Raw genomic sequence first — 22,918 nt, 5'->3', positions numbered from 1 at the left:
GTCCTGTTAGACTTAAGAATTTTTCTTAAGTGTACGCAACTCTTTTGCAGAGATTTTAATCTTTTGGGTAGTGCCGTCATCCAAAGTTATACGAACTGTTCTAAGATTTAATAAAAAACGACGCTTTGTTCTGTTCTTTGCGTGTGAAACATTGTTTCCACTCATCGGGCCCTTGCCGCTAATAGCACATCTTCTTGCCATGATTAGGTTCCTTATATTAGGTTTTAAAGTTGCGAATTATATCAAGCCTAAACAAAACTTCTGCTTAAGGTAAATTCAAAAATTCCCCTTAATATTTCTTTTATGGATATGCAGGTAGAATAAAACAAAATTCAAGAATATGCAGAGAATATGATAACAAGAGAGAAAATAGATAGCTTTATAGAGAAGATACCGCCATCACCTAAAGTGTTAAATGAGACCATAAGACTCTTAAATGAGGGGGAGCTAACAAAAGCTGCAAAAGTCGCAGAATGTGATTTGGCACTAAAGTCATACCTTAAAGGGATAGTAAATAGACCCATCTACGGATTTGCCAATGAGGTAAGCGACATATCTCAGATATTTGGCATCCTTGGCGTATCTCTTTCACAACAGACTGTATACAACTACATGATAACTCTTCTCAGCCCTAAAAATTGGACCCTGTTCCATCTAAATGCAAGGTCGTTTCATGATTTTCAAGCCAATATTTCTAAAAAATGGGAACGCGTTCTCAAACATTTGGGCATCGACGACAAAAACACATATGCGGCTATCGCTCTATTACCTGCGAGCATAATCATTACAGAAGCTCTTTTTAGCGAAAGAAAAGAGGATGTAAATCTACTAAGAGGCACAAAAGCGCTTGACTACAACACAATTCTTGTACGCCTCTGCGGAGTGAGTCTTTTTGATATTTGCTCTCAAATAGCAGGGAAATGGGAAATGGATGAAAAAATATCAAAAATAGTACAAGCGGCATCCGGAGTGAACCCATCTGATGAGGAGAGCATCAATAACCTCGGAAAATGGATGCATCTTCTGCTTTTTTATGAGCTTTCACAGCCTGAATTTATAAAAGCTGGATTAAACGACTTTGTTGATTTTCAAATCGATTATGTCGGCGACATATATGAGGATTTTGTGGCACTGATGGAGATTAAATGAAAGCCGTGGTTAAAAATGGAATAGCCGTTTTTTCACCGCAGGGCTTTTTAGACGGTAACAGTTCAAGCGCTTTTATGAGCATTGAAGATATCGAAGCTGCAACAAATTTAAAAGCGGACATGATTCTGGTTTCGCTTAAAAAAGTTGTTTTTTTTAACCGCAACGGCTTGGATGTCTTTATAAAACTTTTTATGAAAATTCGTAAAAAAAATCATGCTACTGTTGGATTTTGCGACTATGACGCTAAAAAATATGACGCTATAAAAAGATTTTTTCAGAACGAACTTAACTTTTCGCTCTTTAAAACACTCGATATCGCCTACCTCTTCTCCTCAAGCTTTAAAAATCTAAATAAAAACATACTCGTTTACAGCAGCGACAAATCACAGCGTTCCGCAATAGCAATAGAGCTGCATGACGGCGGGCACAATCCAATTATTGCGCAATCTCTTGAAGAGTTCAATATAAAAAAAGAGAAAAAAGAGGCCTACGACTATATAGTAGATGCTACCTTTTTGGGACAAATGGGAGAAAAGGTCGCAACCAGAGTAACAGGAAATGCAGTGATATACACTGTCTCGTCATTTTTAGATGTTGAGATTAGCAATATGTTTAATATCGAATATCACAACAACTCTTTAAATGTCGGTTTTAGGCTTTTTATATTTGATGCATACAAAGTTATCAGCATGAACGTGCATGCTCTGAATTTTTTCTCAAAACTTGCAAGTTCTGCGGCAGAGTACAACGCAACAATATGTTTTGTCGGAATAAAATTTGACAAAACTCCCCAGATATTTAGAGAGACGATGGAGGATGCGGGAATACTTTTTTATGCCCAGATGGATGACATACTTCAAAACAAAGATCTATTAAAAGAGCTCGGCGCAAGCAGTGCTTCAAATGTAAAAAACAAAAGAGTTTTAAACAAAGAGACTGTGCTTGAGCTTCCTAAATTTATAGACGCAACCGTTGTTACCCTAGAGATGATGACAAATGCCAGAGCGACAAAAGAGGCAGTAAGTGTTCACAATCTCATTATTGAGAACAAAAGCGAAAAAATTGCAAGCTCGATAGGCTATTTCGGTGATATAGACGGTATGGTTATTCTTATTTTTCCATCAACTATCGCCAAGAAAGCGTGTGAACTGCTAATCGGTGAAGACACTGATGATATGGAACTTATCCTAGACTCGCTTGCAGAGCTTGTAAATATAGTGGGCGGAAAGATTAAGACTCTGCTTGCAGATGAGGGAGTACATGTAAACATTACTCTCCCTAGAACCTACCAAGACGTCGACAGCCTGCTTCAAGTTGTAGAAAACAGAAGGGGCGTTCAAGTCGACCTGCTCTTTAATAACGATAAATTTCTATTTTTCTTAACAAGATAAAAGCTACAAAATTGTAGAATTTCGCAACCAAAATTGATGCGTTCGTTTTAGCGTGCAACATCAATAAAAAAAGGAACAGTAATGAAAGTGGCGCCCAGTGTTTTATCTGCAGATTTTGGCAATCTAAAAAGGGACGTAGAGGCTATTTGCGAGGCTGGATGCGATTTTGTACATGTAGATGTTATGGATGGTCATTTTGTACCAAACCTAACTATAGGGCCCGTAGTAGTATCGGCTATCGCTTCTGCTGCAACAAAGCCGCTGGATATTCATCTTATGGTTGAGAACAACACTTTTTTTGTAGACCTTTTTGCACCTCTAGAACCTGAATATATCTCTTTTCACATAGAGGAGGAGAAACATCCTCACAGGCTTATCCAGAAGATTCGCTCGCTCGGCATCAAGCCTGCCATCGTTCTAAATCCGCACACTCCGCCCGAATCCATTGAGTATCTGCTTGGAGATTTGGATATGGTTTTGCTGATGAGCGTAAACCCTGGTTTTGGAGGTCAAAGTTTTATCGAGACTGTTTTGCCAAAAGCAAAAAAACTAAGCGCTATGAGAGACAAAATTAACCCTAACTGCCTCATAGAGGTTGACGGCGGAGTAACAGATAAAAATGTACGTCTGTTAAAAGATGCAGGCGTAGATATCGTTGTTGCAGGAAGCTATGTATTTAACCACACAAACAAAAAAGAAGCGATAGAGAGTTTACAGATATGATTTCTTATGCGAAGCATGAAGCTTCAGTGACCCGTGCTGCCCAAGCGAAGACAAAGGAATCACTTCCTTTGTCGGACGGATAATAGATAATGCGTACTAAAATTTGCGGTATTACATCTTATGACGATGCAATGATAGCAATAGAGGCCGGTGCAGATGCGCTTGGCTTTGTTTTTTATAAAGAATCCACTAGATATATCTCCCCTAAAGAGGCTCGAGACATTATAAAAAGACTTCCTCCATTTGTAGAAAAAGTTGCTCTTTTTGTCAACAGCGATGCACAGATTATCAACTCTTACTGCCAAGAAGCAGGAGCAACTCTTGCACAGATTCATTTTGAAGCGCCTTCAAGCCTCTATAAACAGCTTTTTGTCCCATATATAAAAGTTATACGTGCAAAAGAAGCAAACGATATTTTGCAATTTAGCGATGAGTACAGACTTGTTGATGCGTATTGTGAAACGTACGGCGGCAGCGGCAAAAGACTAAATCTAGAATGGTTTAAAAATATTGACTGCTCCAAAATCATCTTAGCAGGCGGACTTGATTCGCAAAATGTAGCGGACGCTAAAAAATACGGCTTCTACGGGGTTGACGTCAGCAGCGGAGTTGAGCTCTCCCACGGCAGAAAAGATGCCCAAAAAGTGAAAGAATTTGTCAAAAATGCAAAGCAATAGTTTATGATAAATTTAGAGCCGAATTTTACTCTAGATGCGAAAAGCATTCACAAGCTCTCAACCAAAGGGCTCTCTTTAAAAACATTAAAAGAGCAGATAAGCGAAGACTTGGATTTTTTGCTACAGCTTTGGCACTCACAGGGACTTGAGATTGTCAAGCAACATGGATACTACTACTTTGCGACAAAATTCGTCTCAATAGAGGATGCTGTTTTTTGCATAGTTGACATTGAGACAAACGGCTCAAAAATAGACAAACATCAGATAATTGAGATTGCGGCGGTTAAGGTTAAAAATGGAATAATCATTGATAGATTTGAATCTCTTGTTAACTGCAAAGAGATAAATCAGCATATTACAGCAATAACAGGAATTAGTGCAGAAGATACCAAAGACGCGCCAAACCTAAAAACAGTTATGTACGATTTTAAGCTCTTTTTAGCAGATACAGTTTTTGTTGCGCACGATGTAAAGTTTGATTACAGATTTATATCTCTTAGCATGCAAAAAGTAGGTCTTGCCCCGCTTCTAAACAGAAGCCTCTGCTCGCTATTTTTGGCAGAGAGGACTATAGAATCTTATAGATATGCACTCTCATACCTAAATGTCTCGTTTAACTTAAATCCAGATGCCGTGCACCATAGAGCGATGTGCGATGTAATGACAACTTATGAGCTTTTCAAGCTCTCGCTTGCAAATATTGATAAGAACATAAAAACGGTTGAGGATTTGATTAAGTTTTCAAAAGAGGGAAAAAGACTAAAAAAACCGAAATTTGACCCTCTACAAGAGAGTCAAGGGTAACTATTCGCTAAAAGCTCCAACGCCTGTAAGCTTTTTATATCTAGCTTCCATTCTCTCATCACTTGACATCTCGCGAAGTTTAGCAAGTTCACTCAAAAAATACTCGCCTATTGCAGCTGCTGCTCCGTCTTTGTCTCTGTGGGCACCGATTAGCGGCTCGTCAATAATATCATCTATAAGACCCAGCTCTTTTAAATCGCTACTTGTAATCTTCATAGCATTTGTTGCGGCTTCAGCCTTGGCAGGATCGTTCCATAATATTGCAGAACACCCCTCAGGAGATATCACGCTAAATACGGAGTATCTCATCATCGCCAACTTATCAGCCACTCCAATGGCAAGCGCTCCGCCGCTTCCACCCTCTCCGATTACTATGGAAATTGTAGGAGTATTAAGATCGGAGAGCTCCAATAGATTTCTGGCTATCGCCTCGCTCTGATTTCTCTCCTCTGCTCCTATGCCCGGATATGCACCCGGAGTGTCAATAAGCATAAGAAGAGGTATATTGAACTTTTCAGCAAGTTTAGCGGCACGAAGAGCTTTTCTGTACCCTTCAGGATGTGGCATACCAAAATTTCTTTTTATCTTGTTTTTAGTTCCGCGACCTTTTTGCTCTCCGATAACCATAACTCTCTCGCCGCCTATATAGCCCAAATAGCATAGGATAGCGGCATCATCACGAAAGTGTCTGTCTCCATGTATCTCGTACTTATCTCTCATAATCAGATTAATATAATCTAGTGCGTAAGGTCTGTCTACATGGCGAGCCAATTGAAGCTGTTGAAAAGGGGTAAGGTTATTAAATATCTTTGAAACTTCTTTATCTAAAGTGCTCTTAAGCGATTCTACAGCAGCTTCGTCGTGACGAACCTGTGCAGATATGATATCCTCTTGAATAAACTTTATTTTGTATTCGAAGTCTAAATATGTTGCCAAACTGGAGTCCTTATACTTAGATTTTTCTAAAGATTAAAACGCCGTTTGTTCCGCCGAAACCAAATGAATTGCTCATAACAGTAGTCAGGTTTGCTTTTCTTGCATGATTAGGAACAATATCTAAATCACAATTTTCATCAGGAGTCTCATGATTGATTGTCGGAGGAATTATTCCATCACGCATAGCCATCAAACATACAACGGCTTCTATACCGCCTGCTGCACCTAAACAGTGACCGATTTGACCTTTTATAGAACTCATTGGAGGACAATTTTCTTTACCGCCTAGCAAATCTTTAACGGCTGAAGTTTCGTTCTTGTCATTTACAGGCGTGCTTGTTCCGTGCGCATTTACGTAGTCAATTTTAGGCTTGCCTGCCATATTGTAAGCAGCTCTCATGGCACGAGCAGGACCGTCAAGGCTTGGAGTAGTGATATGGCTAGCGTCGCCGCTCTCGCCAAATCCGATAATCTCCCCATAAATATTTGCTCCGCGAGCAACCGCATCTTCATATATCTCTAACACTAGTGCAGCAGCTCCCTCTCCCATAACAAAACCGTCTCGGTCTGCATCAAAAGGGCGAGAAGCTTTTTTCGGCTCATCATTTCTTGTGGATAGTGCTTTCATGGAAGCAAATCCACCGACACCTGCACCTGTTATTGCGCACTCAGCTGAAACAACAAGCATTTTGTCTGCTCCGCCGCATATAATAGTCTTTACTGCTTCGCTTATTGAGTGAGCACCTGCTGCACATGCTGTAACACTTGAGAGGTTTGGACCCTTTGTACCATGCTCAATCGACACGAAACCACCAAGCATATTTACAAGCGCACCAGGAATAAAAAACGGGCTTATTCTTCTTGGACCCTTAGTCTCTATAATGATAGAGTTTCTCTCGATAGATGGAAGACCGCCGATACCGGAAGCAGCGCTTATTCCAAATCTATCCATATCGGTACCTTCGGGAATATTAGCATCAAGCATCGCCTCTTGAGCGGCTTTTAAACCAAGATGGATAAATCTATCGGCTTTTTTAACCTCTTTTGCATCCATAACAGTCTCTGGGTCAAAATTTTTAACCTCGCCTGCTATTTTTACGCTGTAATTTTCTGGATTAAAGAGAGTAATAGTGCCTATTCCGCATTCGCCATCACACATTGCTTTAAAAGAACTCTCTTTATCATTTCCAACTGCATTTATCATGCCTAACCCAGTAACTACAACTCTTCTCATTAAAATCTCCGTATAATATATAAAATACTTTTCAGAAGCCAGATAACTGACAACTAAAAAACATTTGCTACCGAGGGGGTCCTCAGTAGAATTTTTAGATAACTATTTGCTTTCGATATAATCAACCACGTCTTTAACAGTTCTTATTTTCTCTGCTTCGTCATCAGGAATTTCGATATCAAACTTCTCTTCAAGCGCCATTACTAATTCAACTACATCAAGGCTATCAGCACCCAAATCCTCAACAAATTTTGAGTCCTCTTTAACTTCATCTGCGCTTACGCTTAATTGCTCAACCACTACTGCTTTAATATCGTCTAAAAGTGCCATTCTAGCTCCTATGTTTTATGTGTAAAATCTCGTAATTGTAGCATATTTAACTTAAATAAACTAGGTGTCCAGAGATAAAAAACAGGGCTTTGCGAAGCCATTTGCTTTTAGTGCAAACTTTTCTTGTAATAGCTAAGCGCTCTTGCTTTTGCCTCTTTATGGACAATATTTAGAGTTGAGTAATCCTTTATATATGTACTTAGCAAAAATGCCTCATTATGTATATTTTTTGCCTCGATATCTCTTAACTCCGGAAGCCATTTTTTGATGTAAAAAGCATCATTGTCAAACTTTTTACTCTGCAAGTATGGATTAAATACTCTAAAGTAAGGCTGCGGATCAACCCCCGTTCCCGCACTCCACTGCCATGAAAGCGCGTTGCTTGCCAAGTCGTAGTCAAGCAGATGTAATGCAAAAAACTTCTCTCCCCACTGCCAAGGAAGAAGCAGGTCTTTGGTAAAAAAAGAGGCAGCAACCATACGCACTCGGTTGTGCATCTGCCCGGTTTGCAGCAGTTCTCTCACGCCTGCATCGACGATAGGAACACCTGTTCTTGCTTCACAAAAAGCTTTAAATTTATCATCATCCTCTACGCCGTTAAAATCATACTTGTAGTTTTGTCTCTCTAAGGTCGGTATATGAAAAAGAAGGTAAGCGTAAAAATCTCTAAATATTAGCTGTCTGATAAATGGCTCTATATCTGAGCTCTTTAAAGAGAAAAGAGCTCTTAAAACCGCTCTTACGGATATTGTTCCAAAGCGCAGATCAACGCTTAAACTTGAAGTTGCATCAACTGATAGATACTCCCGCGTCTCTTGATACCTGTCTATCTTTTTTAAAAAATTATCCAGTTTTATATGCGGGCTTACAATCTCAATATTTTGTTTTATAAATCCTATACTCCCAAGCTCTAGCGGGAGTTTTTTGCCTTTTATGTGGATGCCCTCATAATCCTCTTGTGCCAAATTATGTTCTGCAACTTTCACTTCATCTATATTTTTATGTGTAAGCAGTGCTCTGGCTTTTTTGTAAAAAGGGGTAAAAACAAAGTAGGGCTCCCCGTTATCTTTTAGCACCTCTTTTGGCTTGAAGATGTATGTGTCACTGAGATAACGAAAGTGTAATATATGAGAGATTTTTATGTCGCGCTCTTTTGCATAAGAGTCATAATCTCCAGATGCTACAACCTCATCAAAACCTCTTAACTCCTCAAAGATATCTTCGGGATTGCCGTAAAAAATTTTAAGGTCAAGCCCCACTTTTTGCAAGTCAGATTTTAACTTTACAACATGATGAAATATAAAAGTGACTCTTTTATCATTTTTAGGGAGCTCTTTTAAGATATTTTCATCAAATATAAAGATGGGAAGAACCTCTGCACCAAAAGAGAGAAGCGGATTGTCCTCAACCCTTAAATCTCTTCTAAACCAGAGAATGCGTCTCATTTGGAGCTAAGCAGACTTGAACGAAGAGCGAGCTCTTTTGGGTAGGGCTCTAAAAATGTCTGAGCCAAAAGATAAGTTGTATTATGCTTTTTAGCGTAAAGCTTTATAGTTGAGAGCGGAGTGATGATAGGAACTATCTTTTTTGCATAATCATCTATCTGCTCATGAAGAGCCTCTTTTTCAACAGAGCTTAACTCATTTTTAAAAAAACCAGCCATGTGTTCTAGTACATTTCTATTTCTTTTTGTTGAGCTTTTTTGCGAAATGGCAACTTTAAAGTTATGCTCATAATTTGCAAATAGTTCATCAAAATGGAGATTTTCATGATTGCCCACGATATTGCCAAGAACTCGGTATAGCTTCTCATCTTTTGCCTGAAGCAAAAACTTGTTTCTTGTATGAAAATCTACAACCGCTTTCATGCTCGGCTTGCTCTCTTTTAGCTTCTCGATGGAGTCATACGCAAAAAGCTGCATGATAAAGTTTTCCCTCAGCCACGCATCTTGAAGCCTGCCCTCCTCTTCCATGGGCAAAAGAGGGAACTTCTCTCTGTAGACACTCACAAAAATACCGTCGGTTTTAGGACCTGAAAAACCGTTCTCAAGATAGGTTTTTGCACTTCCGAGTCCGCAACTCGGAGAGCGGGATTTAAATATGATGCCGCCTAGATTCTCATTGCCTATTCTGTGAACTTCCTCATAAGATTTATCAAGAAGATTTTGAGTTAAATCCGTGCCGTCTTTATTTGAGACAACGGCAATATTATCATCTCTGTTTACAAGCTTTACGGTTGGTCTTGGGGTGCCAAAAGCTATAGCCTCTGGGCAAAATGGAACAAAAGAAGCATAGCGGCCAAGCTCATCAGTTACAAATCTGTCATGTTTATGCCCACCGTCAAATCGAACTTTCTCACCAAGCAAACACCCAGACACTGCTATTTTCATCACTTGTTCCTTTTTTGGCTTACGCCATATTCATGCCGCCGTTAACCTTCAGTGTCTCACCTGTTATGTAACTTGAGTGATTTGAGAGTAAAAATGCGGTTGCTTCTGCTATTTCAGCAGGATTTCCAAAACGACCCATCGGGATTTTAGAGGTAAAACTCTCTTTTATCTCATTACTTAAAACATCAGTCATCTCCGTTGCGATAAAACCCGGAGTTATAGTATTGTAACGGATACCGCTAGAAGCCGACTCAAGTGCAAAACTTTTTGTCATGGCAATAACACCGCCCTTGCTTGCGGAGTAGTTTGTCTGACCTGCATTTCCCGTCTCGCCAACGATTGAAGCTATATTTACGACTGAGCCGAATTTTTTCTTTCTCATCACTTTCATGGCTTCACGACAACCCACAAAACATGAGAGAAGATTTGCATTTATAACCGACATAAAATCTTCGCTCTTCATTCTAAGGGAGAGTTTGTCGTTTGTGATCCCTGCATTGTTTACAAGGTACGATAGTTCGCCATCACAATCAACGATAGTTTTAATCGCATCTACAAACGCATCTTCACTGCTTACGTCAAAACCAATTACTGCTGCACTTCCGCCTGCCGCCTCTATGGCATCTTTTATAGCATCAGCTTCTGTCGCACCGCTTCTGTAGTTAATCCACACCTTTAGTCCGTATGTTGCTAAAACCTTCGCAATCTCTGCGCCGATACCTCTGCTTGAACCTGTCACTAAAACATTTTTTCCGCTAAATTTCATCTATTTTTCCTTTTTTATTAATTTTATTTTGCTCAAACAAAATGAGCGATTCTGCAACCGAAGGGTCAAAGCTTTAGCTTTGGGGCACCCACGGTGAAGCCTAAGCGAATTTGTTTAGAGTAAAATATTTGAAACTTTTATACTAAACTATGATCCATCTCGGATGGAATCTCTAATCCCATAAGTTTTAAAACAGTTGGCGCTATGTTATTGAGAGCGCCGTTTTGTACTTTTGTAACACCCTCTGCCTCAACAAAACACCAAACTTTTCCAACCGTATGATTTGTTAAAATGTGCCCCTCATCATCTCTCATCTCTTCACAGTTTCCATGATCTGAGGTGATGACAACAGCGTAATCTTTCTCTTTCGCTTTTGCTAAAATCTTTCCAAGCTGGGTATCAACTGTATTTACCGCAATTTTTGCCGCTTCAAAATCTCCAGTGTGTCCTACCATATCGCCGTTTGCAAAGTTCACGACCACAAAATCATACTCATCATCCATCGCCTTTAAAACTACCTCACCGACTTCTGGCGCGCTCATCTGAGGCTTTTCATCATAAGTCTTTACGTTTGGAGAGGGAATTAATATCCTTGTCTCATTTTCATACGGCTCATCTATGCCGCCGTTGAAGAAAAACGTGACGTGTGCGTATTTTTCGGTCTCTGCAGTGTGAAGCTGTCTCAGACCTGCTTTTGAAATAACTTCTGAGAGAGTGTTTCTAGGAACCTCTTTTCTAAAAAGCACAGGATAAGGAAAACTCCTGTCATACTCCGTAATCGTAGCTATATGAAGCTTTTTAAAATCTCGCTCAAAGCCGTTAAAAGTTTTATCTCCGAGTGCAGTTACAAGCTCTCTCATCCTATCGCTTCTAAAGTTTATAGTCAAAACAGCATCGTCGTCTCTCATGCCCTCATATCCATTAAATGCAGCAGGTTCTATAAACTCATCCGTCTCACCTTTAGCGTATGATGCATCTATATATTTCAGAGGCGACATGTCGGTTTTTGGCTCAGCTTTTACAATCGCCTCATACCCTTTTTGAACCCTCTCCCAGCGGTTATCTCTATCCATGGAGTAAAAACGTCCCGAGATTGTAGCTATTTTTATATTTTGACCTGTATGTTTACCGACCTGTTCTAGGTACTTTTTTGCAGAGGTCGGAGATACATCTCTGCCATCACTTATAAGATGCAAAAAAACCTCTCTGTTTTCACGTGCCGCCAAATCCGCAATGCCCATAAACTGGTCTATATGCGAATGAACGCCGCCGTCACTCATGAGCCCTATGAGATGAAGTCTATTTGATTTTTCTAAAAGATTTTTAAACTCGGCATTATCCTTAAATCTATTTTCATTTAAAGCCAAAGATATTTTTACCAAATCCTGATAAAGAACCCTTCCGCTTCCGATGCTCATGTGCCCCACTTCAGAGTTTCCCATCTGTCCCTCGGGAAGTCCTACACTTAATCCGTAGGTGTCAATCAAAGAGTGAGGAGTGCTCTCAAAGAGTTTGTCATAAGTCGGCTTCGTTGCGTTGTAAAATGCGTTGTACTGGGTCTTTGAGCAGTAACCGATACCGTCCGTTATGACTAAAACAGCTTTTTTTGTCAATTTTTTTCCTTATAACAAAAGTTTTATGCAATTATACTATAATGTCGTTTTTTATTTACTGATGTTACGCACTGAAACGAACGCGTCCGTTTCAGTGGCAGGGACAAATGTCCCTACAACCCCCTAAAGCTACGAAAAGTGTACTTTTCGAGAAAATTAGAGGTATTTACGAACTTTTTTTGCAAAAGTGCGTAAGGTCAGTTACTTTAATTAAGGACAATTAATTTTGCTATATTGGCTATCAGAAATTTTTCAAATCAACTTACTTGGATATATCACAATACGCGCTGGAATAGCTTTCTTTTTGGCTCTATTTTTCACACTCTTTTTAATGCCACGCTTTATTAGATGGGCACAAAAAACCTCCAGTGTTCAGCCAATCAACAACTGGGCACCAGAGCGTCATCAAAGCAAAGCAAAAACACCTACAATGGGCGGGATAGTTTTTATCTCAGCAACTATTTTTGCCTCTCTCATAAGCATAAAATTCTCAAACCTCTACGCAGTCGGCGCTGTTATAACCCTTGTTTTATTCGCTCTTATCGGTTTTAAAGATGACTTTGCAAAAATCAAAAAAAACGAAAACCTTGCTGGGCTAAAAGCCAGAACAAAACTTCTTTTGCAGGTTATATCGGCATTAGCCGTAGCTCTGTTTTTATACGCGCAGTCTGACTTTAACACCAATCTCTATCTTCCGTTTGTTAAAAATCCTGTTTGGAATATGGGCTTTTACGCCGTTATTTTTTGGATTATAGTGATAATAGCTACTTCTAACGCGGTAAATCTTACCGACGGACTTGACGGTTTGGCAACAGTTCCATCCATTATGGCACTTACCTCTTTTAGCATTATCATCTACATTACAGGAAACATTACAATCAGCTCATATCTGTTGATGCCAAATATCAACATAGGAGAGGTTGCAATCGTCTCAAGCGCACTCATCGGCGCTTTAAGCGGCTTTTTGTGGTACAACTGTCACCCTGCCGAAGTTTTTATGGGAGACAGCGGCTCGCTTACAATCGGCGCATTTCTTGGCTACTTGGCTATAATCTCAAAGAGCGAAATACTTCTTCTTCTTATCGGCTCAATCTTTGTTATAGAAACACTCTCCGTAATACTTCAAGTGGGAAGCTACAAACTCAGAAAAAAGAGAGTCTTTTTGATGGCTCCAATACACCACCATTTTGAGATGAAACAGTGGGCAGAAAGCAAAATAATCGTGCGATTTTGGATTATAGCTACGCTCTCCAACGTTATCGCCCTAATCACTTTAAAGATTCGCTAATGAAACGGGTATCTCTTTTTGGCTACGGCAAAACCACAAAAGCGTTGGCAGAACTCTTTCCAAGCGCGATATTTTACGACGACAAGTGCCTAAAACCTTTTACGGATGAAAATGGACACAAAGTAAAGCCTGCGTCGGATTTCAATTCGGACTACTCCGACCTTGAGATAACCTCACCTGGTATTCCTCCATCAAATGCGCTTATAAAAAAAGCAAAAAATCTCATAAGTGAATATGACTGCTTTGCAAATGCAGCACCGCTTAGCATTTGGATAAGCGGAACAAACGGTAAAACTACGACAACGCAGATGATGCAGTATCTCTTAAGGGACAAAGGTTCGCAAGAGGGAGGCAATATAGGGCTTCCGCTTGCACAGCTTGACCAAAATGCCCAGATTTGGGTACTTGAGACAAGCTCTTTTACTATTCACTACACAAACAGAGCAGTTCCAAATATTTACGTTCTCCTCCCAATAACGCCAGACCACCTAAGCTGGCACGGTGACATGGGCGAGTATATAAACGCAAAACTAAAACCTGTTTTAAAAATGCGTGAGGGCGAAGTCGCAATCATTCCCGAAGCATACAAAGATATAAAAACGTCAGCCTATCTTATAACATACAAAGATGAGAAAGATTTGGCATCACGCTTTGAGATAGAGAGCGCAAAAGTAAACTTCAAGGGCGCATTTTTGATGGACGCGCTTTTGGCGATGGCGGTTGAGAAGATACTCTTTGACAGAGTGGATTATGAAAAAATCAACTCATTTGTTATTGATGCGCATAGACAAGAAGAGCTAAGAGACTCCAAAAATCGCTTATGGGTGAACGACACAAAGGCAACAAACCTTGATGCAACGATAGTCGCCATGAAGCGATATAAAGATCTACATGTACATCTGATTTTGGGCGGCGACGACAAGGGTGTTGACCTAAACGAACTATTTCTATTTCTGCAAAATTGTGATGTCAAGATTTACAATATTGGCTCAAACAAAGAGAAACTCTCAAATCTCGCACACCAATACGGCGTAGAGTTTGAACTTTGTAAAAACCTCGCAGATGCAGTTGCAAAAATAGATAAAAATCTAAAAAATGACGAGGTCGCACTACTCTCTCCGGCAGCAGCAAGTCTTGATGAATTTACTTCATACGCACACAGAGGCGACTTGTTTAAAAACAGCGTAAAAGAGCTCTAGTGAAAAAAGTTGCAATACTCGCCTCACACAACGGAAGCGGGTTTAGCGCGCTTTATAAAGCCGCAGAGAAAAAAGAGATAGATATAGAGATTGTTTTAGTCATATCAAACAACTCAAACGCAACAGTTCTGCAAAACGCAACTGATTACGGCATAAAAAATCTGGTTGTAAACTCAAAAACAGATGCAAATCCCGATAAAAAAATAGAAGAACTTCTGCACGAACAGAACTGCAAATATATTTTTCTATCAGGCTATATGAAAAAAGTAGGCGACAACATAACAAAAAACTTTCAGGTTATAAACTCACATCCGGCACTTCTTCCAAAATATGGCGGCTTAGGAATGTACGGCCGCCATGTGCATGAAGCGGTAATAAAAAACGGAGAAAAAATGAGCGGTGTAACTATCCACGAAGTAGATACCGAGTATGACAGCGGAAAAATTATTCTGCAAAAAAAGTTAAAACTAAACATTGATGAGAGTGTAGATTCACTAGAAGAGAGAATAAAAAAGCTTGAACAGAGCGCCATTGTCGAAGCATTTAAAAACATCTTACTTTAATCTCTCACATTATATGTGAGTAGCTTTAGGGGGGTTATAGGGACTTTTGTCCATGCCGCTATGGATGGGCTCTGCTCATAAATAGCGCAAATATCAATATGTAAGCTAACTTTCAGTCCTTAAAAGCTACAATTGCGCTCTTTAAAATACGGCCAATTAGCTCAGTCGGTAGAGCAAATGACTGAAAATCATTGTGTCCTTGGTTCGATTCCGAGATTGGCCACCACTTATTTTAAAGAAACTTCACGGCCAATTAGCTCAGTCGGTAGAGCAAATGACTGAAAATCATTGTGTCCTTGGTTCGATTCCGAGATTGGCCACCACTACTTTTAAAACCTCAGTATAATCGTTGTTAAATCATTTTCTGTAGAGCTTATCTCGATGTCTATCTTATATTTTTGACAAACTCTCTTTACGATGTCAAGACCTATACCGAATCCTCCTTCGTATTCGTTTGCTCTGTAAAACCTCTCAAAAATCCTATTCTGCTGCTCTTTTTTTATGCCGATGCCGCTATTGGAGATGCTAAACATCTTTGGAGTGAGTTTTAGTTCCATCTTCCCTCCGTGTTTGTTGTACTTAATCGCATTGGAAATTAGATTGCCAAAAAGCCTCTGAGCACTTACCTCGTCCATGTTCAAGAAAGCATTGTCTAACTCCTTATGGATAGAGAGAGATTTTTTAAGTGCCAAATCTTCATAGAGAGTGAGTTCGTTTTCTACGATTTCCCTTAGGTTAATCTGCTTTACATTATGATTTTCACTCTCAAGCAGCAGATATGTCAAATCGGAGTAGATTTTTTGCACTCTTTTTGCGCTGATATCCACTCTTTTTAAAATCTTCTCATCGATTTTCTCTTTTTTTAGCCGCTCAATACTCATAAGTATCGCCGTTATGGGAGTGTTAAGTTCATGTGTTGAGTCTTTGATAAATTTGTCGAGTTTTACTCTTTCGTTTTGAATGGGCTTTAAAAACATCATAGATAAAAAGTAACCGACCACGGCTATAAGCCCAACCGAAAAAACTGCAACAAAGAGTATATCTTGAAGCAGTTTTAAAACCTGTTTGTCCGCTTTTTTGCTCTTAAGTATAAGATATTTTACGCCATGATGAAGCTGAGGACTAAGATCGATAAAATACTCAAATTTCTCATCCGTATAAAAACCCTGCTTTAGAGGGATATCTCCAACATCCAAACCATATAAAAGCACTCTCTCTTCATCATAAAGTGCTACTTCATACCCATCTACATTTTCTACATGCAGAGGCTCTGAGCGCATGTAAGATGAGATTATCTCTGAAGAGAGGCTAAGTGCTATGTTTTGCATCTTCTCTTTTTTCATAGAGATAATGTTAGAGGACTCATAGCGGTAAAAACTAACGGCTATAAAAAGAATCAGAAAGATTGAGGAACTAAGATAAAGTCCTAAAAAGCCCCAAAACGACTTTTTTTCACTGGATGTTAACTCTATAGCCGACTCCTTTTATCGTGGTTATAAAATCCTTACCAAGGTGTGCTCTGATATTTTTTATATATGTTCTAAGCGTCGCATCACTCGGCACTTCGCTCTCAAACCAGATATTTGCAATAAGCTGTGCATGTGACACAATACTCCCTTTTTGCGATAGAAAATACTCGATTATCTCAAAATCTTTTTTAGAGAGTTTTACTCTGTTACCGTTTTTTACAAGCTCATAAGTCGCCTTGTCAAGATAATTTTGCTCGTCGATTTTTATCTGAGAGTTGTCTAAATTATGCACCTTTGCAAGATGCTCTATTCTTGCGTCAAGCTCTAAAAGTTCAAAAGGTTTTTTGAGATAGTCATCACACCCCAGATCGAAACCTTTTTTTAAGTCAAGTGCAGAATCAAGCGAAGTGATAAAGATAGTGGGGATATTTACATGTTGTTCCCTTAGGAGTTTTAAGAGCTCAAAGCCACTTAAAAGCGGTACGTTGACATCAAGAAGCATCAAATCATAACGTTTTTTGAGTATCATCTCATAAGCCTCTTCACCGTCAAAAACAGACGACACAAAGTACCCTTTTTCGCTCAAATGCTCACAAAGTATCTCCGATAAAATGACATCATCTTCAAGTAGTAAAATATTCATCTGAGTATTTTACACTTTTTTCCTTAGAGAGTATAAAACAGGGATGATAAGCAGCGTCAGGATTGCCGAGGTTACTATGCCGCCTATCATCGGTGCAGCGATGCGTTGCATGACTTCGCTTCCTACTCCGTCGATATACATAATCGGAACAAGTCCTCCAAAAGTGGCAAAAACGGTCATCAGTTTTGGTCTTAAGCGTCCTGCCGCACCTCTGATAATAGCCTCTTCATGTGATATGCCCTTCTCTCTCAGAGCTTCATCAAGATAAATGACCATGACTATAGCCGTCTCAGCCGCAATGCCCAGCAGTGCCAAAAAGCCTGCAATTACAGCGACGGACATATTAAACCCTAGAAAGTCAATATAGAGCAATCCTCCCAAAACGGCAAAAGGCAGAGTCAAAAATACGATAAGCGAATTTTTAACATCTCCGAGTGCGAAATAGATAAGTACAAAAATGCTTATAATCACTATAGGAACAATAAAGCCGAGTCTCTTTTTTGCAGATTCCAGATACTCGCTCTGTCCCGCAAACTCATAGTAGTAACCCTTTGGAAGTTCTATCTTCTCAAGAAGAGCAGTCGCCTCTCTTTTATACTCATCCATGCTCACGCCGCTTTTGGGCGTGATGTAGACAAAAGAGACTTTCATCCCCTTTTCGCTCTTTATAACACTCGCACCCTCCGTATATTTTATATCTGCAAACAGACGAAGCGGCAAAAAACCGGATTTTGTTTTGACTTTTAACTCTTTGATTTTATCTATATCATCTCTTTGGTCAGCATCCACTCTCACAGAAATCGGGTGACGCTTAAGTCCGTCTATGAAAGTGCTAACACCCAGTCCGCCTACACCAAACGAGACGGTGTCGAGTATCTCCTGTTTTGAGACAGAGTATCTTGAGAGAGCATCTTGTTTTATCTCTATATCGAGATAGTAGCCGCTGTTTGATTTGTCGGCAGAGACACTGAGCGTAAGAGGTGTTGTCTTTAGTCTCTGTTCTATTTTGGATGCAACATCTTCCAAAACCTTGTTATCGTCACCGTAAAGTTTAATCCCCAAAGGCGTGCGGATACCCGTTAAAAGCATATCTATTCTGCCTCGTATCGGATATGTCCATGAGTTTATGAGTCCTTTTATTTTAAGCGCATTTTCCATCTCTGCCATAAGTCTCTCATACGTCATGCCCTCTCTCCAAAGAGATTCATCCTTAAATGTGATAATGGTCTCTATCATGGCAAGAGGTGCGGGGTCTGTCGCCGTATTTGCACGTCCGGCTTTTGCAAAAACGGTATCTACTTCGGGAAAGCTTTTTATAATCTTGTTTGTCTCATGAGAGAGCTCATATGCTAACTCAATGCTGATTCCGTAGGGCGTAACGGGCATATACATAAAATCCTGCTCGTTAAGCTGCGGCATAAACTCCCATTTTTGGCTGTTGTAAAGGGGATAGATGTACGCCATGGCGGCTAAAGACAAAATGATAATGAGATACTTTAATTTTAAAAACAGTTTCAGCACGGGAGTGTATAAAAATGTAAAAAAGCGGTTTATGGGGTTGCTTTCTTCTTTTTTTATCTCTCCTTTTATAAAAAGTATCATCAAAACAGGTACTAATGTGATGGAGAGAAGCGCACCAATAAGCATTGCAAACGTTTTTGTATAGGCAAGCGGCGAAAAGAGTCTGGCTTCCTGTCCCTCCAGTGCAAAAATAGGCAAAAAGGAGACAACTATAAGCATAAGAGCAAAGAAAATAGGACGCCCCACCTGCTTTGAAGAGTCGATGATAATCTCTACTCTGCTTTTTGAGCCGTCGCTTTTAGCAAGGTGTTTATGCGCGTTCTCTATCATGACGATAGAAGCGTCCACCATAGCACCTATCGCAATGGCGATGCCTCCCAAACTCATAATATTTGAGCCTATATCAAAGAGCGTCATCAGCCAAAAACTAAGCAGTACCGTCAAAGGAAGCACTATCACGACGACAAGTGCGCTTCTAAAATGAAATAGAAACAGAGCCGTGATGATAATAACGATAATAGACTCTTCAATCAGCGTACTTTTTAGAGTATCTATGGCTCTGTCTATAAGTTTTGTTCTGTCATACGCCGTAACTATCTCTACGTCTTCGCTCTTTAGGGAGTCGATTTTGGCTTTAATCTTCTGCAATACCTCGTAAGTATTCTCTTTGTAACGCACCAAAACAACACCGCCGACGACCTCTCCCTCTCCGTTAAACTCCGCAACTCCGCGTCTTGGCGTAGGAGATAAAGAGAGAGTGCCTATATCGCTGAGTTTGAGGGGAACTACTCCGTTTACTTTGATGGTTATATTTTCTATATCCTCCACACTTGTGGCATATCCGCGTGCTTGAATGATATTTTCATATCCGTTTTGCAAAAGCACGCCGCCGCCTCTGTCTTGATTGTTCTTCTTAAGAGCAGCTGTTATTTCGCCGATTCCGACATTGTATTTGACCATCTTATCCTGATCGATAAGGAGTTGATAGTTCTTTACAAATCCGCCTACAGCCGCCACCTCACTCACGCCATCGACGCCCAAAAGACCGTATTTTAGATAGTAATCCTGATAATCTCTCAACTCGGCAAGATTGAGTTTGTCTGATTTTAAAATATATTGATACGCCCAGCCTACACCTGTTGCATCGGGTCCCATGCTCACTTTTGCATTTGAGGGCAGAGTCGGCAGGATGGAAGAGAGCTGCTCTAAGATCCTGCTTCTGGCATCGTATATATCCGTATCATCTTTAAAAATTATGTAGACAAGCCCGTTTTCAAAACTGCTCATGGCTCTTACGGTATCTATGCCCGGAAGCGCCATTAAAGAGCTAATAAGCGGGTATGAAACCTGCTCCTCTATGATCTTTGGAGACTGCCCCGGATATGAGATCTGAAGAATCACCTGAGGCGGCGAGAGATCAGGCAGCGCGTCAAGCGAGATATTTTTAAGACTAAAAAGACTCAAAGCAGTTAAAATTACCGAGACGATAAGAACCAAAAATATATTTTTCGCACTTAAGCTTATGATTCTCTCAATCATCTTACTACCACTCTTCGCTCATGTATGAGCCGTTTGTCACCGCATCGCTATCAAGCAAAAAGAGTGCGTTTTGTGCTACTTCGCTATTCTCATCTAGACTAGAGAGTATGCGATAGTATCCGCCGATATACTCCGCCTCTATCTCTTTTGGTTCATATTCGCTCTGTGAGATTTTAGTAAAGACATAGAACTTATCTCCTCTTTTTATAACCGCATCTTTTGGAAGCGTGAGTGCTGCGCTGAGATTTTTGCTAAAACTCACTTTTGCAAACATGTCGGGAAATATTTTAGAGTTTGGGTTTTTGACATCCATCCTGACATCAAAAGTCAAATCTTCTTTGTTTATTTTTGGATAAATCTTGCCCACCTTTGCGACTATCGGCTCACTTAAGCCCTCTACGTCCACAACTGCGCGCATCCCCTCGCTCATAAACTCTATATCTTTTTGATAGACTTTAGCGATTACCCACATGGAAGAGTCGTCTGCTATCTTTAAAAGCACTCCGCCCGCTTTGGCATAAGAGCCTTCATAAATATTTTTTTGAATGATTTTACCGCTGTATTTACTGAAGTGGGGAACTGCCGCAGCTTTAGAGTCGATTGCCTTCTCTCCCAGTTCATAGAGATGCAGCTTCTCCAAAATAGTTGCATTAAGAGTTTGAAGATTTTTTGTAGACTCAAGCTCTTTTTTAAGCGTATATATCTCTTTGGAGTAGATATCAAAAAGTCTCTCTCCTTTTTTAACGCTCTTGTAAAGCTCGTTTGCTTCCAAGTTTTCGACATTGCCATCAAAACGCAACACAACCTCATAAATCTTTTTTTCATCATAGGAGGTTGTCGCATAGTAACTTTTGGTAATTTTTTTCATCTGCATCTTTGGTTTAATAGTTTGGATACTAAAGGCTTGTTCAAACGTTTTTGCCTCCACAAAAGCAAAACTCAAAAGAACTAAAAGTAGCGTTTTCATTATATACTCTCTTTCGTGATATAAAAAAGCTCCAGCTCGGCAGCTTTTATCTCTAGTTTGTATTTTAATCTCTCTATCTCCAGATCAAAAAGCAGATTTTCATCCTCTACGCTTTTCTCAAGCGTGACGCTGTTTCTTATGTTTGATTTCTCATAAATGCCGAGCGCTCTGTACTTCTCTAAAATCGCATCAAGATTCTCAACTCTTTTAGAGAAATACTCTACTTTTTTACGGTTATTTTGAAAAATCATAGTTGCGTTTTGCAGATAGTTCTGCGCATTTTGTATGCTCTCTTGTTTTAAGTAGCGTGTTTTTTTTGCTTTTGCATCTTCACTGCCGTAAATCGGGAGCGCAAAAGATGTCGCTACAGACAGATAGTCATCAAAATTTTGACGGTAATTGTAGCTTAGAGATAGGTTTATGTTTGAGTATTTTTTTCTCTCTTCAAGCTTTGCGGCAATCTCCAACTCTCTGCTGCGCAACTCAAAAATTTTATATTTCGGTGCTTTTTTTATCTCTTCTTCTATAAACTCTTCGCCGATTTGCGCTCTTTGCACCTGCATGAACTCCTGATTTGTAAGGTATTTAAACTCATTTTTGGCTCTTTGAACACTCTCTTGAAGCTCTAGGATTTTGTCCTCAATAGCAAATATCTTTTTTTGAAGTTCGACACTTTTTCTAAAACCGCTCTCAACACTTATGCTCTTTTCATAATAGTCTATGAGTATCTCTAAGTTTGCTTTTTTCCTATCTAAAAGCTCTAAAAGATTTGAAAATGTCGCTATCTTCTCAACAATGAGTGCAGTTTTTTTGTACAAATCAAGCTTCAAATCTTCAAGTTCATACTCTAATACAAGGGTACCCGTTCGAAGTATTGCCTCTTTAAGCTCAAGCTTGCCGAATGTTTCAAACTCTTGGGTTATTCCTATAAAGTTCGTCTGCATAGGCTCGATATCTCTTTTTAAAAAGTTCTCATTTAAAAGCAAATCATTAACACCTATGGAGAGGACGGGATTTTTATATACCGCTTCGCCTTTTATAGCCTCATGTGAAGCTAAAATCTTTTCATGTTTTGCACGCAAAATAGGCGAATTTAGAGCCGCTTTTTCAAAAACTTCACTAAACTCCGCACCAAAACATACAAAAGGAATCATAAAAAGAGTCAGCATCTTCATGGCAAACTCCTAGTGACGATGCGCCGAAGAAGCTTGACCTAGATTTACACTCCCTTTGTGTTTATAATCCTTGCCTTGCTCATCTTTTATAAAAACCTGATACTGCCATGTTCCGCCCATACCAAAATTGACGTTACACTCAAAATATTTATCCGTTTTTTTACAGATATCTTTTGACTCCATGTAAGGCATTCCGGGCATCCCAGGCATAAAAAACTTTATACGAACATCTTTAGCCGCAACCTTTGCACCGTCATGAGAACCTCTGTTTAACTCCACCTTGATTTTATTCTGCCCCTCGCTTAGAACTCTATCACTTGATAGCATCACATGCAGATCACCGCTCATACCCATGTCCATAAATTCCCCCGCAAAAGAGAGAGTCGCTAAAACCACCGTTGAGAAAAAAATCTTTTGTAGAGTAGACATTTCTACCCCTCCTTTTTATTTAAATTTATTTATAATTTGGAGTGGCACAATGCCCCTCACAGAACCGTACTTGAAGATTTCCCTCATACGGCTCTTCAATATACCTCACAAAT

Annotated in this window: 22 protein-coding genes and 2 tRNA genes; 10 read left to right on the top strand and 14 right to left on the bottom strand. The window is 39.7% G+C overall.

Annotated elements, in window-relative coordinates; all coding sequences use genetic code 11:
* Positions 1-12: 12 nt before the first annotated feature.
* A complete protein-coding gene (rpmB, locus tag K0A91_RS03235; protein ID WP_295008105.1) occupies positions 13-201 on the bottom strand; it encodes a 50S ribosomal protein L28 in 189 nt (62 codons plus the stop codon).
* 150 nt (positions 202-351) lie between these two features.
* Between rpmB and K0A91_RS03230 the strand changes: the two genes are divergently transcribed.
* The 5 genes from K0A91_RS03230 to K0A91_RS03210 all read left to right on the top strand — a co-directional run bounded on the left by K0A91_RS03230 (position 352) and on the right by K0A91_RS03210 (position 4,744).
* Positions 352-1,149 carry an HDOD domain-containing protein gene (locus tag K0A91_RS03230; protein ID WP_295008103.1) on the top strand — a complete coding sequence of 266 codons (798 nt, stop codon included), beginning with the start codon at positions 352-354 and terminating at the stop codon, positions 1,147-1,149.
* The gene (locus tag K0A91_RS03225; RefSeq protein WP_295008101.1) at positions 1,146-2,540 is read left to right on the top strand and encodes a chemotaxis protein CheX; all 1,395 of its coding nucleotides are present in this window, start codon (positions 1,146-1,148) and stop codon (positions 2,538-2,540) included. Before K0A91_RS03230 ends, K0A91_RS03225 begins: the two co-directional genes overlap by 4 nt.
* Before the next feature lie 81 nt (positions 2,541-2,621).
* Complete coding sequence (gene rpe / locus K0A91_RS03220; RefSeq protein ID WP_295008099.1) at positions 2,622-3,263, top strand: ribulose-phosphate 3-epimerase; 642 nt, start codon at positions 2,622-2,624, stop codon at positions 3,261-3,263.
* Between the two features lie 89 nt (positions 3,264-3,352).
* On the top strand, positions 3,353-3,940 hold the full coding sequence (locus K0A91_RS03215) for a phosphoribosylanthranilate isomerase (RefSeq protein ID WP_295008097.1): 588 nt from the start codon (positions 3,353-3,355) through the stop codon (positions 3,938-3,940).
* 3 nt (positions 3,941-3,943) lie between these two features.
* Positions 3,944-4,744, top strand: a complete 801-nt coding sequence (locus K0A91_RS03210) for a 3'-5' exonuclease (protein ID WP_295008095.1) — start codon at positions 3,944-3,946, stop codon at positions 4,742-4,744.
* On the opposite strand, the gene accA is transcribed toward K0A91_RS03210, so the two are convergent.
* The 7 genes from accA to gpmI all read right to left on the bottom strand — a co-directional run bounded on the left by accA (position 4,745) and on the right by gpmI (position 12,012).
* Positions 4,745-5,680 carry an acetyl-CoA carboxylase carboxyl transferase subunit alpha gene (accA, locus tag K0A91_RS03205; protein ID WP_295008093.1) on the bottom strand — a complete coding sequence of 312 codons (936 nt, stop codon included), beginning with the start codon at positions 5,678-5,680 and terminating at the stop codon, positions 4,745-4,747.
* 16 nt (positions 5,681-5,696) lie between these two features.
* The gene (locus K0A91_RS03200) at positions 5,697-6,914 is read right to left on the bottom strand and encodes a beta-ketoacyl-ACP synthase II (protein ID WP_295008091.1); all 1,218 of its coding nucleotides are present in this window, start codon (positions 6,912-6,914) and stop codon (positions 5,697-5,699) included.
* Positions 6,915-7,016: 102 nt separating this feature from the next.
* Positions 7,017-7,244 (bottom strand): acyl carrier protein, encoded by a 228-nt coding sequence (gene acpP, locus K0A91_RS03195; RefSeq protein ID WP_295008089.1) that lies wholly within the window; start codon positions 7,242-7,244, stop codon positions 7,017-7,019.
* Positions 7,245-7,351: 107 nt separating this feature from the next.
* Positions 7,352-8,689, bottom strand: coding sequence for a deoxyribodipyrimidine photo-lyase (locus K0A91_RS03190; RefSeq protein ID WP_295008088.1), 1,338 nt, complete (start codon positions 8,687-8,689; stop codon positions 7,352-7,354).
* Positions 8,686-9,633, bottom strand: coding sequence for a DUF523 and DUF1722 domain-containing protein (locus K0A91_RS03185; protein WP_295008086.1), 948 nt, complete (start codon positions 9,631-9,633; stop codon positions 8,686-8,688). Before K0A91_RS03185 ends, K0A91_RS03190 begins: the two co-directional genes overlap by 4 nt.
* Positions 9,634-9,652: 19 nt before the next feature.
* Positions 9,653-10,399, bottom strand: coding sequence for a 3-oxoacyl-ACP reductase FabG (gene fabG, locus K0A91_RS03180; RefSeq protein ID WP_295008084.1), 747 nt, complete (start codon positions 10,397-10,399; stop codon positions 9,653-9,655).
* Between the two features lie 137 nt (positions 10,400-10,536).
* Positions 10,537-12,012: a 2,3-bisphosphoglycerate-independent phosphoglycerate mutase gene (gene gpmI, locus K0A91_RS03175; RefSeq protein WP_295008082.1), complete on the bottom strand. Its 1,476-nt coding sequence runs from the start codon at positions 12,010-12,012 to the stop codon at positions 10,537-10,539.
* 226 nt (positions 12,013-12,238) lie between these two features.
* On the opposite strand from gpmI, the gene mraY reads away from it, so the two are divergent.
* The 5 genes from mraY to K0A91_RS03150 all read left to right on the top strand — a co-directional run bounded on the left by mraY (position 12,239) and on the right by K0A91_RS03150 (position 15,385).
* A complete protein-coding gene (mraY, locus tag K0A91_RS03170; RefSeq protein ID WP_295008080.1) occupies positions 12,239-13,300 on the top strand; it encodes a phospho-N-acetylmuramoyl-pentapeptide-transferase in 1,062 nt (353 codons plus the stop codon).
* On the top strand, positions 13,300-14,499 hold the full coding sequence (murD, locus tag K0A91_RS03165) for a UDP-N-acetylmuramoyl-L-alanine--D-glutamate ligase (protein ID WP_295008078.1): 1,200 nt from the start codon (positions 13,300-13,302) through the stop codon (positions 14,497-14,499). The genes mraY and murD overlap by 1 nt, the downstream gene beginning before the upstream one ends.
* Positions 14,499-15,062: a phosphoribosylglycinamide formyltransferase gene (locus tag K0A91_RS03160; protein ID WP_295008076.1), complete on the top strand. Its 564-nt coding sequence runs from the start codon at positions 14,499-14,501 to the stop codon at positions 15,060-15,062. Before murD ends, K0A91_RS03160 begins: the two co-directional genes overlap by 1 nt.
* Positions 15,063-15,212: 150 nt before the next feature.
* Positions 15,213-15,288: transfer RNA gene (locus tag K0A91_RS03155), tRNA-Phe, on the top strand.
* A gap of 21 nt (positions 15,289-15,309) precedes the next feature.
* Positions 15,310-15,385: transfer RNA gene (locus K0A91_RS03150), tRNA-Phe, on the top strand.
* A gap of 6 nt (positions 15,386-15,391) precedes the next feature.
* Here K0A91_RS03150 and K0A91_RS03145 read toward each other — a convergent pair.
* The 6 genes from K0A91_RS03145 to K0A91_RS03120 all read right to left on the bottom strand — a co-directional run bounded on the left by K0A91_RS03145 (position 15,392) and on the right by K0A91_RS03120 (position 22,805).
* Positions 15,392-16,390 (bottom strand): HAMP domain-containing sensor histidine kinase, encoded by a 999-nt coding sequence (locus K0A91_RS03145; protein WP_295008074.1) that lies wholly within the window; start codon positions 16,388-16,390, stop codon positions 15,392-15,394.
* Between the two features lie 124 nt (positions 16,391-16,514).
* On the bottom strand, positions 16,515-17,174 hold the full coding sequence (locus K0A91_RS03140; protein ID WP_295008072.1) for a response regulator transcription factor: 660 nt from the start codon (positions 17,172-17,174) through the stop codon (positions 16,515-16,517).
* Between the two features lie 9 nt (positions 17,175-17,183).
* Positions 17,184-20,234 carry a CusA/CzcA family heavy metal efflux RND transporter gene (locus tag K0A91_RS03135; RefSeq protein WP_295008070.1) on the bottom strand — a complete coding sequence of 1,017 codons (3,051 nt, stop codon included), beginning with the start codon at positions 20,232-20,234 and terminating at the stop codon, positions 17,184-17,186.
* Between the two features lie 4 nt (positions 20,235-20,238).
* A complete protein-coding gene (locus tag K0A91_RS03130; RefSeq protein ID WP_295008068.1) occupies positions 20,239-21,201 on the bottom strand; it encodes an efflux RND transporter periplasmic adaptor subunit in 963 nt (320 codons plus the stop codon).
* Positions 21,201-22,376, bottom strand: a complete 1,176-nt coding sequence (locus K0A91_RS03125) for a TolC family protein (RefSeq protein WP_295008066.1) — start codon at positions 22,374-22,376, stop codon at positions 21,201-21,203. The genes K0A91_RS03130 and K0A91_RS03125 overlap by 1 nt, the downstream gene beginning before the upstream one ends.
* A gap of 9 nt (positions 22,377-22,385) precedes the next feature.
* Positions 22,386-22,805, bottom strand: a complete 420-nt coding sequence (locus K0A91_RS03120; RefSeq protein ID WP_295008064.1) for a FixH family protein — start codon at positions 22,803-22,805, stop codon at positions 22,386-22,388.
* Positions 22,806-22,918: the final 113 nt, after the last annotated feature.

The sequence above is a fragment of the Sulfurimonas sp. genome, from assembly GCF_019429335.1.
GTDB lineage: Bacteria > Campylobacterota > Campylobacteria > Campylobacterales > Sulfurimonadaceae > Sulfurimonas.
Note: the sequence above shows the minus strand (reverse complement) of the source record. Positions and strands in the feature narration are given on the sequence as shown.